The organism is Mycobacterium sp. RTGN4 (assembly GCF_033804635.1).
Classification (GTDB): domain Bacteria; phylum Actinomycetota; class Actinomycetes; order Mycobacteriales; family Mycobacteriaceae; genus Mycobacterium.
The window spans coordinates 169,415-186,013 of the sequence record NZ_JAPZLB010000012.1 but is presented as its reverse complement, the minus strand read 5'-3'; the positions used below and the strand labels follow the sequence as shown (position 1 = coordinate 186,013).

General features: G+C 66.5%; 10 protein-coding genes. All 10 read right to left on the bottom strand.

Annotated elements, in window-relative coordinates; all coding sequences use genetic code 11:
* A partial coding sequence (locus tag SLQ30_RS24230; protein ID WP_319458340.1) for a non-ribosomal peptide synthetase occupies positions 1–7,432 on the bottom strand: 7,432 nt, incomplete at its 3' end.
* 46 nt (positions 7,433–7,478) lie between these two features.
* The gene (locus SLQ30_RS24225) at positions 7,479–7,709 is read right to left on the bottom strand and encodes an MbtH family protein (protein ID WP_319449323.1); all 231 of its coding nucleotides are present in this window, start codon (positions 7,707–7,709) and stop codon (positions 7,479–7,481) included.
* 1,087 nt (positions 7,710–8,796) lie between these two features.
* Entirely contained in the window at positions 8,797–9,210 is a 414-nt protein-coding gene (locus SLQ30_RS24220) for a hemophore-related protein (protein ID WP_319449322.1), read from the bottom strand.
* Between the two features lie 96 nt (positions 9,211–9,306).
* The gene (locus tag SLQ30_RS24215; RefSeq protein WP_319449340.1) at positions 9,307–11,394 is read right to left on the bottom strand and encodes a RecQ family ATP-dependent DNA helicase; all 2,088 of its coding nucleotides are present in this window, start codon (positions 11,392–11,394) and stop codon (positions 9,307–9,309) included.
* Positions 11,395–11,458: 64 nt separating this feature from the next.
* Positions 11,459–12,160: a TIGR03943 family putative permease subunit gene (locus SLQ30_RS24210; RefSeq protein ID WP_319449321.1), complete on the bottom strand. Its 702-nt coding sequence runs from the start codon at positions 12,158–12,160 to the stop codon at positions 11,459–11,461.
* Positions 12,157–13,125, bottom strand: a complete 969-nt coding sequence (locus SLQ30_RS24205; RefSeq protein WP_319449320.1) for a permease — start codon at positions 13,123–13,125, stop codon at positions 12,157–12,159. Before SLQ30_RS24205 ends, SLQ30_RS24210 begins: the two co-directional genes overlap by 4 nt.
* A 52-nt stretch (positions 13,126–13,177) precedes the next feature.
* Complete coding sequence (locus tag SLQ30_RS24200; RefSeq protein ID WP_319449319.1) at positions 13,178–13,579, bottom strand: heme-binding protein; 402 nt, start codon at positions 13,577–13,579, stop codon at positions 13,178–13,180.
* Between the two features lie 206 nt (positions 13,580–13,785).
* The gene (gene dmpG / locus SLQ30_RS24195) at positions 13,786–14,841 is read right to left on the bottom strand and encodes a 4-hydroxy-2-oxovalerate aldolase (RefSeq protein ID WP_319449318.1); all 1,056 of its coding nucleotides are present in this window, start codon (positions 14,839–14,841) and stop codon (positions 13,786–13,788) included.
* Positions 14,838–15,755, bottom strand: coding sequence for an acetaldehyde dehydrogenase (acetylating) (locus SLQ30_RS24190; protein ID WP_319449317.1), 918 nt, complete (start codon positions 15,753–15,755; stop codon positions 14,838–14,840). Before SLQ30_RS24190 ends, dmpG begins: the two co-directional genes overlap by 4 nt.
* An 11-nt stretch (positions 15,756–15,766) precedes the next feature.
* On the bottom strand, positions 15,767–16,552 hold the full coding sequence (locus SLQ30_RS24185) for a 2-keto-4-pentenoate hydratase (RefSeq protein WP_319449316.1): 786 nt from the start codon (positions 16,550–16,552) through the stop codon (positions 15,767–15,769).
* Positions 16,553–16,599: the final 47 nt, after the last annotated feature.

Here is a 16,599-nt window from a genome sequence, read left to right as displayed (position 1 = left end):
CCCGCAGATCGAAGTCCAGATCGAACTTCGCGGTGTGGGTGTCCATCGAGAGCGGCTCAATGGTGGCGCCGTCCAGCGCCACCTCCGGACGCACGTTGTTCTGGAACACCATGGCCACCTGGAACAACGGATGATGCGAGGCCGAGCGCGTCGGGTTGAGCCGCTCCACCAGCAACTCGAAGGGCACGTCCTGATTGCCGAAGGCATCCAGCGCCTTGGACCGCACCTGCTCGAGCACCTCGTCGAAGCGCTGCTGAGAGCTCACCCCCACCCGCAACACCCAGGTGTTGACGAAGAACCCGACCAACTCGTCGAGCGCGGGATCCATCCGCCCCGCGGCCGGCGTGCCCAACGCCACGTCCTCCCCGACCCCGGCCCGATGCAACAGCACCGCCATCGCCGCCTGCAACACCATCGAGACCGTCACGTCATGGGCCGCGGCCAACGCCTTGACCCCCGCCCAGGTCTGCGCGTCGATGCCCATCGTCACCCCGTCACCGCGGTAACTGGGCACCGCCGGGCGAGCCCGATCCGTCGGCAACGACACCACCTCGGGCAACCCGGCCAACTCCTGGCGCCAATAGCCCAACTGAGTGGCGGTCACACTGTCGGGATCGGACTCCACCCCCAACCAATCCTGTTGCCACAACGTGTAATCGGCGTACTGCACCGGCAACGGCGCCCAGCCCGGAGCCCGCCCGGCGCGGCGCGCCGCATACGCCTGAGCCACATCGCGCACCATCGGCGCCATCGACCAGCCATCGAAGACGATGTGATGCAACACCATCCCCAGCACGTACTGCTCGGGACCCACCGCGTAGAGCTGCGCCCGGATCGGGATCTCACTGGACAAATCGAAGCGATACCCGGCCAACGCGATCAGCTCAGCAGCCACCTCGGACTCCGCCAACGCCACCACCGCCGGGCCACCACGGCGCCAGCTGCCCGCCTCGGGTGCCAACACCTGCTGAAAGGCCACCCCCTCCAGGTCGGGAAACACCGTGCGCAACGACTCGTGCCGGGCGATCACGTCGTCCAGCGCCGCATCCAACACCTCGACGTCGAGGTCTCCGTCGATCCGGAACGCGATCGGCATGTTGTAGGTCGCCACCCCACCCTCGAACCGGTTGAGGAACCACAACCGATTCTGGGCAAACGACAACGGCACCACCGCCGGCCGCTGTTGCACCGCCAACGGCTTGCGCCGACCCGATCCCTCGCCAATACGCGGTGCCAACTGCGCCACCGTGGGCGCATCGAACAGGGTCCGCACCGCAACTGCGGAATCCAAGCTGGCGTTGATCGCGGAGATCACCCGCATGGCCAGTAGTGAGTCGCCGCCGAGATCGAAGAACGAGTCATCCACCCCGACCCGCTCCAACCCCAACACCTGGGCGTAGATGCCGGCCACGATCTCCTCGGTGGGAGTCGACGGCGCCCGGTAGGCATCGGCATCGACGTACCCCGGAGCCGGCAACGCCGGCCGATCCAACTTCCCGTTCACCGTCAACGGCACGCAGTCCAACACCACCACCGCCGCGGGCACCATGTGGGCCGGTAGCCGCTGCGCCAACGCCGCCCGCATCGCCATCGGATTCGTTGTGCCGGTGGCGGTCTCGGTGACATAGCCGACCAGCCGCTTGTCCCCGGGACGGTCCTCCCGGGCGATCACCACCGCCTGCTCCACCCCGTCCAGTGCGCTCAGTGCGGCGCTGACCTCACCCAACTCGATGCGGTACCCACGGATCTTGACCTGCTCATCAGCGCGACCCAGATACTGCAACTGCCCATCAGCACCCCAGCACCCCAGATCCCCGGTGCGATACATCCGCGCCCCGAGGCCGCCGAACGGGCACGCCACGAACCGCGACCCACTCAACCCGGCCCGCCCGAGGTAGCCGCACCCAACCCCGGTGCCTGCGACGTAGATTTCGCCGACCACACCGGCGGGCACCTGGTGCAGGAATCGGTCCAGAACGAACACGGCCGCCCCGGCCACCGGCACACCGACGGGCGCCGGCCCCGAACCAGGGGTCAGCGGCCTGCTCATCGACGCATAGATGGTGGTTTCGGTCGGGCCGTAGGCGTTGATCATCACGCGCCCGAGCGCCCACCGATCCACCACCTCGGCCGGGCAGGGCTCTCCGCCGAGCAGCAACGCCACCGACTCAAGACCGTCGGGCGACAACATGCCCACCGCCGACGGCGTCTGGGTCAACACATCGACCCGCTCAGCGACCAGCAGGGCGTGGAAGTCCTGGGGGGAGGCGGTCACCGATTCAGGCACCACCACCAGCCTGCCCCCACCGAACAACGCACCCCAAAGCTCCCACACCGAGAAGTCGAAGGCATAGGAGTGGCACTGCGTCCACACCCGACCCTGCCCAAGCCCGGCTTCCAAGGACCCCACCAACTGAGTCAGGTTGCGGTGGGTGATCCCCACTCCCTTGGGCATCCCCGTGGTTCCCGAGGTGTAGATGATCTGCGCGACGGCCTCCGCGTCGGGGGCGGACAACGGGGTACTGGGCTGACCCGCGATCGCGGGGTCGCCGATTTCGAGCACCGCCAAGTCCTGGCCCGCCAGCAGGGCGGTCAGCTCAGCGCTCGTGATCACTGCGACCGGGGCGGCGTCGGCAAGCATGAAATCGATCCGTGCGTCGGGAAGACCCGGGTCGATCGGCACATACGCCGCCCCCGACTTGAGTACCGCCACGATCGCGGTGATCGCCTCGACCGACCGGTTCAACAGCAACGCCACACACCGGCCCGGACCCGCACCATGGGCAACCAACAAGTGCGCCAACCGATTCGACGCCTCATCGAGTTCCCGATACGTCATCGACTGGCCCCCACCAGACAGCGCCACCGCATCCGGGGTGCGCGCCACCTGCGCGGCGAACACCACCGGAACGGATACCGGCGGCGCCGGCGCAGTCAACACTGCGCGCCGAGCGAACCCATCGAGGTCGGCCCGCTCCCCGGCCTCGAGCACCTCGATCCCCGACAACTGCTGCTGCGGATCGGCCGTCATGGCCGCCAACACTCGCGCCAACCGCCCCACCAGGGCCTCGATGCTGGCGGCATCGAACACATCGGTGCGGAACTCCACCACCCCACCGATACCCGCCGGCTCACCAACGCCGTCGAAGCGTTCGGACAGGGAGAACGTCACGTCCACCCGAGCTGTCGCGGTATCCGCGGCCAACGGGGTCACCTGCACATCACCCAACATGGCATCGACGTCGTACCCGGCGAAGTTCTGCCAGGCCAACATCACCTGCACCAACGGATGACGAGCCAGGCTGCGCGTCGGATTGAGCCGATCCACCAACACCTCGAAGGGCACGTCCTGATGCTCGAAGGCCCCCAAACTGCGCGCCCGCACCTGCCCCAACACCTGCGCCACCGTCGGATCACCATCGAGTTCGACCCGCAGCACCAAGGTGTTGACGAAGAAACCCACCAACTCATCGAGCACCGGATCCCGGCGCCCCGCGATCGGGAAACCCACCGCCACATCCGAACTGGCACTCAACTTCGACAACAACACCGCCAACGCGGCTTGGACCACCATGAAACTGGTCGCATCGTGCTCGCGGGCCACCGCCGCCACCTGCTGCTGCACCGCCGCGGGCCACTCCACGGCCACACTGGCCCCCCGGTGATCGGCCGTCGCCGGATAGGGCCGATCCGTGGGCAACCCCATCTGCTCGGGCATCCCGGCCAACACGTCCTGCCAATAGGCCAATTGCCCGGCGATACGACTGGCCTCGTCCTCCATCTCACCGAGCTGTTCGCGCTGCCACAGCGTGTAATCGGCGTACTGCACCGCCAACGGCGCCCACCCCGGAACCCGACCCGCGCGGCGCGCCTCATAGGCCACCCCCAAATCGCCCACCAACGGGGCGATCGACCCACCATCGGCGGCGATGTGATGCACCACCGCCACCAACACGTGCTCCACCTCTGCCACCCGAAACAGCCGGGCCCGCAAGGGAATCTCGGTACTCAAGTCGAACGCGGCACCCACCACCGCGGCCACCGCCGCCTCCAATTCCGCCGCCGACCAGCCCACCGCATCAACGACCTGCCACCCACAATCAGCGGCCGCCGCGTCCACCACCACCTGCTGCGGGATCCCCCCCACCGCCGCGAACACCGTGCGCAAACTCTCGTGCCGGCCCACCACGTCAGCCACCGCCGCACCCAACGCCGCCACGTCCAACGGCCCGCTCAACCGCAACGCCACCGGCATGTGATACGTCGCCGAGGGCCCCTGCAACTGATCCAAGAACCACAACCGATTCTGGGCAAACGACAACGGCACCACCGCCGGCCGCGGCCCAGCGACCAACGGCGCCAACCCATCACCGGCCTCACCCACCCGCGCCGACAACCCCGCCACCGACGGCGCCTCGAACAGCGCCCGCACCGAAAGACCCGCACCCAACGCCTTGTTCACCGCGGCCACCGCCCGCATCGCCGACAGCGAATCCCCACCCAGATCGAAGAACGAGTCATCGGCCCCGACCCGCTCCAACCCCAACACCTGCGCATAGATGCCGGCCACCAACTCCTCGGTGACCGTGCCCGGGGCCCGGTAGGCATCGGCATCGACGTACTCCGGGGCCGGCAACGCCCGGCGATCCAACTTCCCGTTCACCGTCAACGGCAAGCACTCCAACACCACCACCGCCGCAGGCACCATGTACCCCGGCAACCGCTGCAAGAGTTGAGTGCGAACTTTGGGCCCGTCGGCGCTACCGGTGACGTAACCGACCAACCGCTTGTCCCCGGGCCGATCCTCCCGGGCGATCACTACCGCCTGTTCCACCCCATCCATATCCGCCAACGCGGACTGAATGTCGCCCAACTCGATGCGGTACCCGCGGATCTTGACCTGCTCATCGGCGCGACCCAAATACTGCAACTGCCCATCAGCACCCCAGCACACCAAATCCCCGGTGCGATACATCCGCGCCCCAGGCGCGAACGGGCACGCCACGAACCGCGACCCACTCAACCCGGCCCGACCCAGATACCCCAGCCCGACTCCACGCCCGGCCACGTACAACTCGCCGACCACCCCAGCCGGCACTGGCCGCAACCACCCATCCAGCACGAACACCGCTGCGCCGGGCACCGGCCCGCCGATCGGCACCGGCCCCGAACCCGTCGTCAGCGGGGCGCTCATCGTGGCATACACCGTCGCCTCGGTCGGACCGTAGGCGTTGATCATCACCCGACCCGGCGCCCACCGATCCACCACCTCGGCCGCACACGCCTCACCGGCCACCACCAGCGCCGCCGACTCCAACCCCTGCGGCGACAGCGCACCCGCGGCCGACGGGGTCTGGCTCAACACATCGACCCGCTCGGCGACCAACAACGCGTGCAAATCCTCGGGTGAGCGGGCGACCTCCTCGGGCACCACCACCAACCGGCCGCCATGCAACAGCGCGCCAAAGATGTCCCACACCGACACGTCGAATACCAACGAGTGCCACTGCGTCCACACCCGTTCCGGACCGGCCAACGCCGGATCCACCGACGCCAGCAACTGAGTGACGTTGCCGTGGGTGATCGCCACCCCCTTCGGGGTTCCCGTCGTGCCCGAGGTGTACATCAGATACGCGACGTCCTCAGCCACCGGCGCCACCAACGCCGCAGTCGGCAAATCACCAACCCGCCCATCGGTGACGTCGATGACCGGCAATCCACACCCACTGAGCCGCCCGATCAACCCCGCGGTGCTCAACGCTGCGATCGGAGCGGCATCAGCGAGCATGAACTGCACCCGCGCGTCCGGTTGCGCCGGATCGATCGGCAGATACGCCGCCCCCGACTTCAACACCGCCAAAATCGCCGTAACCGCCTCGATCGATCGGTCGAACAGCAACGCCACGTACCGCCCAGGACCGGCTCCCAAACCGGCCAATACATGCGCCAACCGATTCGCCGCCTCATCCAGCTCCCGGTAGGAAAGCGAGCGATCCCCGCAACGGATCGCCACCGCCTCGGGCACCCGACCCACTTGCTCAGCGAACAGAACTGGAACCGACACCTCCGACGCCGACGCGGTCAGCACCCCGCGATTACCCAGCCCATCGAGCCGAGCACGCTCACCCTCATCCAACACATCCACCGATGACAACGACCGCTCCGGATCAGCCGTCATCGCCTCCAACACCCGCTCTAACCGGCTTGTTAGCTCGGCTGCGTCGAGGTTCGAGAACGGCCCAGCGCCCATCGTGCTGAGAAAGAGATGATTGTCGGCGCCCGAGAAAATCAGCCCGAAGCCGCCGACAACGCCTGCATTGACCAATGACGCCGACGCTGGCGCACCACCGAAGTCAAAAGCGAACGTAGACGGAAGAAAATTGACGTTGACCCTGTTGGCCAGCTCGCCTGGTCCGCGGAAGTCGACTTTGCGTTCGATGGCATGCACTGGAAAGCGTTGATGCCGCAGCGCTTCCCGTATTTGCGTGTCGACATGCTCACAAAAGTCGACGACCGAGGCTTCTGGTGGCGCCTTCAATACCAATGGCACAACCCCCGCGACCATCCCGGGCATCGTCTTTGATTCCGGATGCACCCGACGGGTGACCGGGAAGTCGAGGACCACTTCCGGACCGTGGCCGTGCCATCCACGCACCAAGAGTGCGCACGCCGCGGTGAGGAGCGCTGTTCGAGGGATATTCCATGTTTCGGACAGGTCCTCAACCCGGCGAAGAACTTCTGGGTCGAATTGCACCGGCGCAGAGGGCCAATACGTGTCGCTCTCGCCGGCGGCCCGTAGCGCTCGATGGTGCGGTTCGCCCCCCTGGCCAAGATTCTTGATCCAGTAGGCCTGGTCGTCCAGGTAGTCATCGGATGCCTCGTAGTCCGACTCGCGCTCAACGAGATCGGCCAAAGAGCCGAACAACGCGGTCGGGATGGGTGCGCCAGAGACGACTGCCGAATAGACAGATGCAATTCGATGGCCTACCAGCGCAATACCGGATCCGTCGAGAACCATGTGATGGCAGCACCCGAAGAAGCAGTATTCGTCAGATTGCGTCTGGAACAAAGCAAATTTGAACAGAGGTCCGGTCAACGGCATCGGCGTGCGTTGAATGGCAGCCGCCGCTTCCCGGGCTTCCTGTACGGGCTGCGATGAGCCGGTCAGGTCATAGAAGGCCAGCTCGACATCCTGAAAATCGACCGACCGTTGGAAGACCTGACCATCCTTCTCGAAGAAGGTGGCCCTGACCGGTTCGGCCTCTTGCAACACACGACGGATCGCCCACTCGAGGGCATCACGTTCTACCGTGCCCTCGATTTTCACGAAGAGGCCGAGTTGCCACTCCGTGCTGGTCTGAGCCGCCTGCGCTGCAAGCCAGATGTCTAGCTGTGCACGTGTTACAGGTAGTACGCCATCGTCAAACTGCATCGGTTTCCCCCACCGCGTGATCTGATTTCCATGCCCCCCATCGCCTTTACCTGCTGGCTTCCTGGCTCTTAGCCAGTCGATCCCTCAGACTCTTCGGCCGTATATCGGGCCAGTTCTGTTCGATGTACTCCAGACACGCCGCCCGGTCCGATTCGCCGTAGGCCACCCGCCAGCCGGCGGGGACGTCGGCGAAAGTCGGCCAAAGGCTGTGTTGCTCCTCGTCGTTGACCAGGACGAAAAAGCTGCCGTTGTCGTCGTCGAACGGATTGATGCTCACGCGGTTCCCTCCCCACCTGGAATGGACGGACGGTCTGACGTCATTCAACGTTCCGGATGCAGGGCTGTGCTCCGAAAGCTTGCTGAACGTTGTCTGTCTGTGGCCCACTCCAGCTATTAACTGGTCCTTGCAGTTTCAGGAGCATAGCCATTTCGTTTGACGTCCGTGCAAAAATCGCCGATCCAGATCTGCTCTGTTGCTGCGCCCGGTTCGATCGACTACTCCGTCGACGCGTCGGCCCGAGATCAGCAAAGCCACGTCGCATGTGCCGGGCAGGACTGCTGGCTGGCGCGATTTGCAACGCCCCTGGCCTCGGCGATGTGGACAAGTTGACCCGGGGACGCCTACGGCGCTGCGACTGCGATAGTCGTCGGGGAGGGCTGACATGTGGGCTGCCAGGACTTGCTACCAGCGTTCGTTCCCCGCATACGGCGAGTCGTCCACGATGAAATGTGGAAACCCGATCGCTGAGGCGGTGGTAGGGCGGCGGGGTCAGCATGGTGCGCCACGGAGCGGTCGGCTTCGGGGTCGGTACGGCGCCTACTGCGCTGACCAGAACGGCATACGGCTCAAATGCAAAGCGACGGTGAAGCTTAAGGCGCCCCTGGTCGATCCCATCATGGGCCCGCTCGTCGGCTCAGCGCATCTTCGCAATCGAGCGCTTTACGACGAGGTGGGTCAAGGAACGTGCCTGAGTCGCTGGCAGCACCAATGCTCGCCATTAGTTCCGGTACAAGGCGCGCTGCAATTTCGAGGTGCTCAGGGATGGCAGCCAGCTCCCGTTGAGCGATGCCGCGCGAACGGACTAGAGCCATTCTGCCGGAGTGACCGCAGGCGTTGCGCGCCTCTTCGAGCAATCAGCAAATTCACAAGAAGGACTGGTCACACGTTGGCCGGACCAAGAATAACCAGGTCAACCGCGGGGTTGCCGCCCCCTGTGGCAAACGAGTCTGGCTAGCAAAAACGTGTAGCTCAGCTCATCCCAGAGAACTTGCATGCGCAAATACCGCAAACGCCGAATCATTTGCGATAACAACAATCGTCGGTGCGACGTGCAGACCGCCAGCGCCGTCTCCCCGCCGGCGTCCTAGAGGTCGCCGAGCACCGCGAGCGCGTCGGTGGGCGCGACCTGCATGCCGCAACGGTCCTTGAAGGCGCCCAGCGGCCCTTGGATGACCCGCAGCTCGTCGGCCTGCTCGGGATGCTCCTTGAAGTAGTCGTTGAACGACCCCATCGCCGAAAACGCGGACTGCCGGGTGAATTCGATCAGCTGCTGGTTGAGGTCGGGGTGGGCCGCGAAGTACGTCTCCTGTGCGGCCGTGACCGAACTGATCGTCTTGGCCAGTCCGGCAGCGGTGCAGTCGTCCGCGGCAGCGGCGGGCGGTGCCACCGGGGTGCTCGGCTCGACTGGGTCGGCACTCGCCGAGGGCAGACTCAGCACTGCGCAGGTGGCACCGGCGGCGAAGATGCCGAACGCGGCGCGGCGACGGGCACGATTCATGGATTCACTCCTTGGTTCGGGCCACTGGACACTTCTCCCCGGCCACTGGACATGACTTCGCCAGCGACTACGAAGCTGTTACCAAGCGCCGGCCGGTCAGTTGGTGCTGGCCACCGCGAAGGGAAGCACCGCGGGGGCACCGGCCGCACGCACGACGCGGGCCGCCATCGTCAACGTCCAGCCCGTGTCGGACAGATCGTCGACGAGCAACACCGGCCCGTCCACGGCCGCGACGGCCTCCGGATCCGGCGGCAGCCACGATCCGTTCAGGGCCGCGACGCGATAAGCGGAGTTGGCCGCGTTCACCGGCGTGCGTTCCGGCGCGTACTGCAGGATCCCGAGGTCGGTCAGCCGCCCGAGCCGAGCGAGCTCACGCGCCAGCGACGAGATGAGCAGCGGATGGCGGTCCGAGTCCAGCGCCAGCACCGCCTTCGGCCGGGTGTCCCAGTCCCACGACGCCAGCACCTTCACCGCCGCCTGGACGACGTCATCGGACACCTCGGCATCTGGTTCGTCGAGCAGCCGCCTAAGTCGTGCACCCCAACCGAGGTCGGTCAGCCTGCCGATGACGCGACCCGGCGCGGGTCCGTCGGATATCTTGCCGCTGAGCTGAACGCCGAGCTTGCCAAGTCCGGAGGGCCACTGCTTGCGCGGTGCGAGCTCCACTCCCGGTCGCATCAGCCGCGCCCTGGTCTGCTCGGCGGCGGTTTCGTCGACGTCGCCGCTGGCACGTACCCCCGTGCAGTTGTCGCAGCGCCCGCAGCGCTCACCCTCGCCGAGTTCGGGATCGTCGAGTTGGCCGCGCAGGAAGGCCATCCGGCAGCTGTCGGTGGCCTGATAGTCGAGCATGGCCTGCTGTTCCCGCTTACGCGCGTCGTCGAGTTTCCGATAGCGCGGTTCGTCGTAGTCCCACGGCTCCCCGGTGCTGACCCAGCCGCCTTTCACTCTCCGGACCGCGCCGTCGACGTCGAGCACCTTGAGCACCATCTCCAACCGAGTCCGACCGAGGTCGACGAGCGGTTCCAGTGCGGGTGTCGACTGCGGACGATCGGGTTCGAGCGCGTCAATCACATTGCGCACCATGCGTTCTGACGGGAACGCGACGGACGCGAAGTATCGCCATACGTCTTGGTCCTCGCGACCGGGCAGCAGGATGACCTCGGCGCTCGCTGTCGAGCGGCCCGCGCGGCCGACCTGCTGGTAGTAAGCGATCGGCGAGGACGGTGCGCCGAGGTGCACCACGAAGCCGAGATCGGGTTTGTCGAAACCCATCCCAAGCGCTGACGTGGCGACGAGCGCCTTGACGCGGTTGGCCAACAGGTCCGCTTCGAGTTGTTCGCGTTCGGCCGCCTCAGTCGAGCCGGTGTAGGCCTCCACCCGGTGGCCCTGCTCCCGCAACAGCGTCGCGACGTCACGCGCCTGCGTGACGGTCAACGTGTACACAATCCCGGAGCCCGGCAGCGAATCTATTTGCGCCGCAAGCCAAGCCGCGCGCTGAGCTGGGTTGCCCGCCTTTACCACCGACAGCCGCAACGACTCGCGGTCGAGCCCGCCGCGCAGTACCAGCGTGTCCTGCCCTCCCACGCCCAACTGGGTGGCAACGTCGTCGACCACCCTGTCGTTGGCGGTGGCCGTGGTGGCCAGCACGGGCACATCCGAGCCCAACTCGCCGATGAGGGTGCGGATGCGCCGATAGTCCGGCCGGAAGTCGTGGCCCCAGTCGGATACGCAATGCGCCTCGTCCACGACCACCAGGCCAGCGTCGCGCGCCAGCGCCGGTAGTACCTGATCGCGAAAGTCTGGGTTGTTCAACCGTTCCGGGCTGACCAGCAGCACGTCGAGCTCGCCGCCGCGCACCCGTTCGTGGATCTCGGCCCAGTCGGCGACATTGCTGGAGTTGATGGTCGCGGCGTGCACTCCGGCCCGCTCCGCCGCGGCTACCTGGTTGCGCATCAACGCCAACAACGGCGACACGATGACGGTGGCGCCATGTCCAGAGGCGCGCAGCAGTTTGGCGGCGATGAAGTACACCGCCGACTTGCCCCACCCGGTGCGCTGCACGACCAGCGCCCTGCGCCGGTGCACCACCAATGCCTCGATGGCCGTCCACTGGTCGTCGCGCAACGTGGCCGTCGGCCCGGCCAGCTGTTCGAGGATCGCCTGCGCGTCAGCCCGGGTTGCCACCTGGGGCGAGCGAAGCGACGGGGAATCGGCCATGGGTCCATCGTGCCCTGCCGGTCCGACGCGGTTAGTACGCGTAGGCGTTCTTGGGCTTGTCGATGCGCGCGGCGTCGGTGACCACCATCGTCGGGATGAATCCGTCGTCGGCATGCGACGAGCCGGGCCGGATCGTGCCGGTAATCCGCATCCAGGTGTCGTCGGGCTGACCCGCGACGGTCGCCGCCCCGGGGCCGGACAGGTGCACCCTGGCGAGCTGGGCATCTGCGGCGCAACAGACGATGACCACGCGTCCGAGGTCCACCACGCCCCCGTGAGTCACCGTGAATCCGGTCAGCGTAATCGTCCGACCATCCAGCGAGTGGGTGGAGTCGGCAGCCGCACGCATGACGGTTTCAGGTAGCGAGACCTCGGGGGCGGGCCCTGGCGGCAGCGCCGGGAAGGGCCGCGGTTGGGGAGCCCTGACCGCCGCGGGCGGCGGGTTGGCGCCGCGGGCGTCGAGCGGAGGCGGAACCACGAACGCGACCAGCGCGATCGGAATGAGCAGCACCCAGGTGAGCCACGTCTGGTGGGCATGCCCGTGTTCGTGTGTGACGGACCTGAGGTCGAAGACGATGCCCGTCACGCCGAGCACGATGAGCACCGCCGCGGCGGCGATCAACCACGGCAGCAACGCCGGCCGCACGTAGTTGAGGTACGAGCCCTTGAACAGCATCACCGCCGTGCTGAGGCCGATCAGCAGAAGGACGAGGTGCTGGGTGGCGCGACTCACGTGCCGCTCCCCAGGATCGCCAGCCCGACGACGGTCGCGATCACGGTCGCCACGACGAAGGTCGCCGGTCCGAATCGCACGGCGAACCGGCGGCCGAACATGCCGGCCTGCATGGCGGCGAGCTTGACGTCGATCGCGGGGCCGACGACGAGGAACACCAGCCGCGGCAGCAGTGGCAGCATCGTCAGGCTGGCCGCCACGAAGGCGTCGGCCTCGGAGCACAGCGCCAGCACCACGGCGAGCAGCGCCATCGTCAGCACCCCGAGGATCAGGTGGCCGGCGAGCCGTTCGAACATCCACGGCGGAACCAGCACTCGCAGCGCGGCGGCCGCCGCGGCGCCGACCACCAGGTAGGCCGACGCCTGTAGGAAGTCGTGGCGAGCGGCCTCGCTGAACACCGTCCAGCGTGAGGCGTCGCCGTCCGCGGGAGGAGCAGGGGGATGACGGGTGACCCATTCGGAGCGCCCGAAGCGCGACCACAGCAGCCCCATCGCGACGGCGGTGGCCAGTGACGCCACGCAGCGGGCCACGACCATCGCGGGTTGGCCAGGAAACGCGACCGCGGTGGCGACCAGCACGACGGGGTTGATCGCAGGCGCGGACAGCATGAAAGTCAGGGCTGCTGCGCCGCTGGTGCCGGATCCGAACAGCCTGCGCGCCACCGGGACTGACGCACACTCGCAGCCCGGCAGTGCCGCACCTCCGACTCCGGCGACGGCCACGGCCAGCGCGGGTCTGGTCGGCAACCACCGACTCAACCGCTCAGCGCTGACGAAGGCCGCGATGAGCCCGCTCAACACCACGCCGAGCACCAGGAACGGCAGCGCCTGCACGAATACGCCGCAGAACACCGTCGCCGCCACGCTGAGGTCGGGACGATCGGCAACGAACGCACTCATCGCGCTGGCGAAGGTCGCCAGCGCGATGAGGCTTACGAGCAGAACCTCCAGGGAACCGGGCCGCACTCGGCGGACCGTAGGAGCGGAAGTCACCGCCCCATCGTGCCCTGGCTTTCTGTTAAGTCGTCTTCAGTGCGTCAGTCAACTGGTTGGAGGTCGACTGGATTCCACACTGCGAGTTGAGTTCGATGACGGGCTTCTGCAGACCCTTCAGGTCGGTGGCGACCGTCGGGTTCTGAGTGAAGTACGTCTGGTACGACACCTCCGCCTCGCTGGGCGCCTGCTTCGCGATGTCCGTCAGCGCCTGGTTGGTCTGCGGATGCATCTGCAGGTACGTGCTCATCGACGTCTGCACCGTGCTCTGTGTGCTCGCCATGCCGCTCGCGGTGCACTCGTCAGGCGCTGCGTTCGCGCTGGGCAGCACGATCGCTGCCGTCGCTACGCCACCTAGCAGGCCGCCGGCGAGCATTCCGTACAGCCCGCGGCGAACGGTGTTCTCGGATAATTTCATCGAAGTCATTCCGACGTTCCTTTCTCGGTTCCGTCTTCGGACATCTGCGATTCGGTGATCGCCGTCAAGGCATAGCCCTGAGCCCGGGGGCTAAACACCCGGGGTCCGCACGCCTGCTGCACATCGACGACGTCCCCGCAGGCCAGCTGGGGTGTACCGAGATTCGAAAAAACTTGGTTAGCGGGCCGTACTTGTGGCCAGTGTGACGCCCACGGCTAGGCGGACGCGGCGTCCTGCTCGCGCTTGAGCTCCAGCGCGATGTCGATCAACTGGTCCTCCTGGCCGCCGATCAGCTTGCGCTGGCCGGCGCGGTGCAGCAGCTTGTGCGCGGGCACGCCGTAGCGCTCCGACTGGCGGATGGCGTGCTTGAGGAAGCTCGAGTACACCCCGGAGTAGCCCATGACCAGCGCGTTGCGATCGAGCAGGCACTCTGCGGGCATGGCGGGCCGTACGACGTCCTCGGCCGCGTCGGCGATCTCGAAGAAGTCGATGCCGGTCTTGACGCCGATCTTGTCGAACACGCCGATCATGGCCTCGACCGGCGCATTGCCCGCGCCTGCGCCGAAACGGCGGGTGCTGCCGTCGATCTGCTTGGCGCCTGCCCGCACGGCCTCCACGCTGTTGGCCACGCCCAGCCCAAGGTTCTCGTGGCCATGAAAACCAACTTGAGCATCCGACCCCAGTTCGGCGACCAGGGCGGCCACCCGGTCGGCCACGCCTTCGAGGACGAGTGCGCCAGCGGAGTCGACGACGTACACGCACTGGCAACCGGCGTCGGCCATGATCCGAGCCTGGGCGGCAAGCTTTTCCGGCGGAATGGTGTGCGCCATCATCAGGAAGCCGACCGTCTCGAGGCCAAGGTCGCGTGCGAACCCGAAGTGCTGGATCGACACGTCGGCCTCGGTGCAGTGCGTGGCGACGCGGCAGATCGAGCCGCCGTTCTGCTGGGCTTCCTTGATGTCGTCCTTGGTGCCAAGACCCGGCAGCATCAGGAAGGCGATCTTCGACTCCTTGGCCGTCTCGGCCGCCAGCTTGATGAGTTCCTGCTCGGGAGTCTTGGAGAAGCCGTAGTTGAAGCTCGACCCGCCGAGGCCGTCGCCGTGCGTCACCTCGATGACCGGAACGCCGGCGGCATCGAGCGCGCTGACGATGGCGAAGACCTCGTCCTTGGTGAACTGGTGGCGCTTGTGGTGCGAACCGTCGCGTAGCGACGTGTCCGTCATGCGCACGTCCCAGATCGGGTTGAAGAAGATGTCGTCCTGGACGCTCATGCTTGCGCTCCTTCGGATACTGACGCGCGTTCCTTCGCGATCTCCTCGCCGACCTTCGTCGCCGCGGCGGTCATGATGTCGAGATTTCCAGCGTAGGGCGGAAGGTAATCCCCCGCACCCTCCACCTCGACGAAGACCGTCACCAGCGCCTGGCCACCCGAGTGCATCGATGGCGGGTCGAACTGCGGTTCGTTGAGCAACCGGTAGCCCGGCACGTAGGTCTGCACCTCCGCGGCGACCTCCTTGATGGACTTGGAGATCGCGTCCTGGTCGGCGTCCTCGGGGATGGCGCAGAAGATGGTGTCGCGCATGATCATTGGCGGATCCGCCGGATTGAGGATGATGATGGCCTTGCCGCGCTGCGCGCCGCCGATGACCTCGATGCCTGCGCTGGTGGTCTTGGTGAACTCGTCGATGTTGGCCCGCGTCCCTGGCCCGGCAGACGCCGACGACACCGACGCCACGATCTCGGCGTACGGCACGTCGACGACACGAGAAACGGCGTAGACCATCGGGATGGTGGCCTGCCCACCGCAGGTGACCATGTTGACGTTGGGGGCATCCAGGTGCGCGCGCAGGTTGGCCGGCGGAATCACGCCAGGCCCGACCGCCGCCGGGGTCAGGTCGATGGCGCGGATGCCAGCTGCCTCGTACTTCGGCGCGGCGTCGCGGTGCACGTAGGCGCTGGTGGCCTCGAACACCAGGTCCGGCTTTTCGTCGAGCGCGAGCAACCAGTCCACCCCCTCGTGGGAGGTCTCCAGGCCCAGCTTGCGGGCGCGCGCCAAACCCTCGCTCTCAGGATCGATGCCGATCATCCAGCGCGGCTCGAGCCACTCCGACCGCAGCAGTTTGTACAGCAGGTCGGTGCTGATGTTCCCGGATCCGACGATCGCGACTGATGCCTTGTCAGGCATGTGAACTCTCCTTATTCAAAAGACAGATGGACGGAACCTAGCCCGTCGAACGTGGCTACGAAATCGTCGCCTGGACGTGCATCTATCGCACGCGTGCACGACCCGGGCAGGACGATGTCGCCGGCCTTCAACCGCACGCCGAACTGGTCGACCTTGCGGGCCAGCCACGCCACCGCGGTAACCGGATTGCCCAGCACCGCATCGCTTCTGCCCTCGGCGACGACCTCACCGTTGCACGTCAACACCGCGTCGATGTTGCAGATGTCGATGTCCTTGGGCGAGACCCGCTCCTTGCCGAGCACCCAGCCGGCCGACGAGGCGTTGTCGGCGATGGTGTCGCACAGTTTGATCTTCCAGTCGGTGATCCTGGTGTCGATCAATTCGATCGAGGGGGCGTACGCAGCCGTCGCGGCCAGCACGTCGTCCTCGGTGCAGCCTTCGCCGGGGAGGTCGTCGGCGAGGATGAAACCGACCTCGACCTCGACGCGCGGGTAGAGGAACCTGCCTGTCTTGACCGGCTGGTCCTCGAACACCTCCATCTCGTCGAGCAGATGGCCGTAGTCGGGTTCATCGACGTTCATCATCTTCTGCATCGCCTCGGACGAGAGCCCGACCTTGTGACCTATGACGCGAGCGCCCTCGGCAACCCGCTGCCGGATGTTGATCAGCTGAATCTCATAGGCGTCGACGACGTCGATGTCGGTTTCCCTGGTGGTCAGCGGGCTGATGGACACGCGGCTGCGCTCGGCTTGGGCCAAGTCGGCGGCCAACCAGTCGCGCACCTCGACGGAGAGCATTGGTGAAGTCCCCTCGTTTCTTCCACCGGCACAGTTGTGGGTCGGCC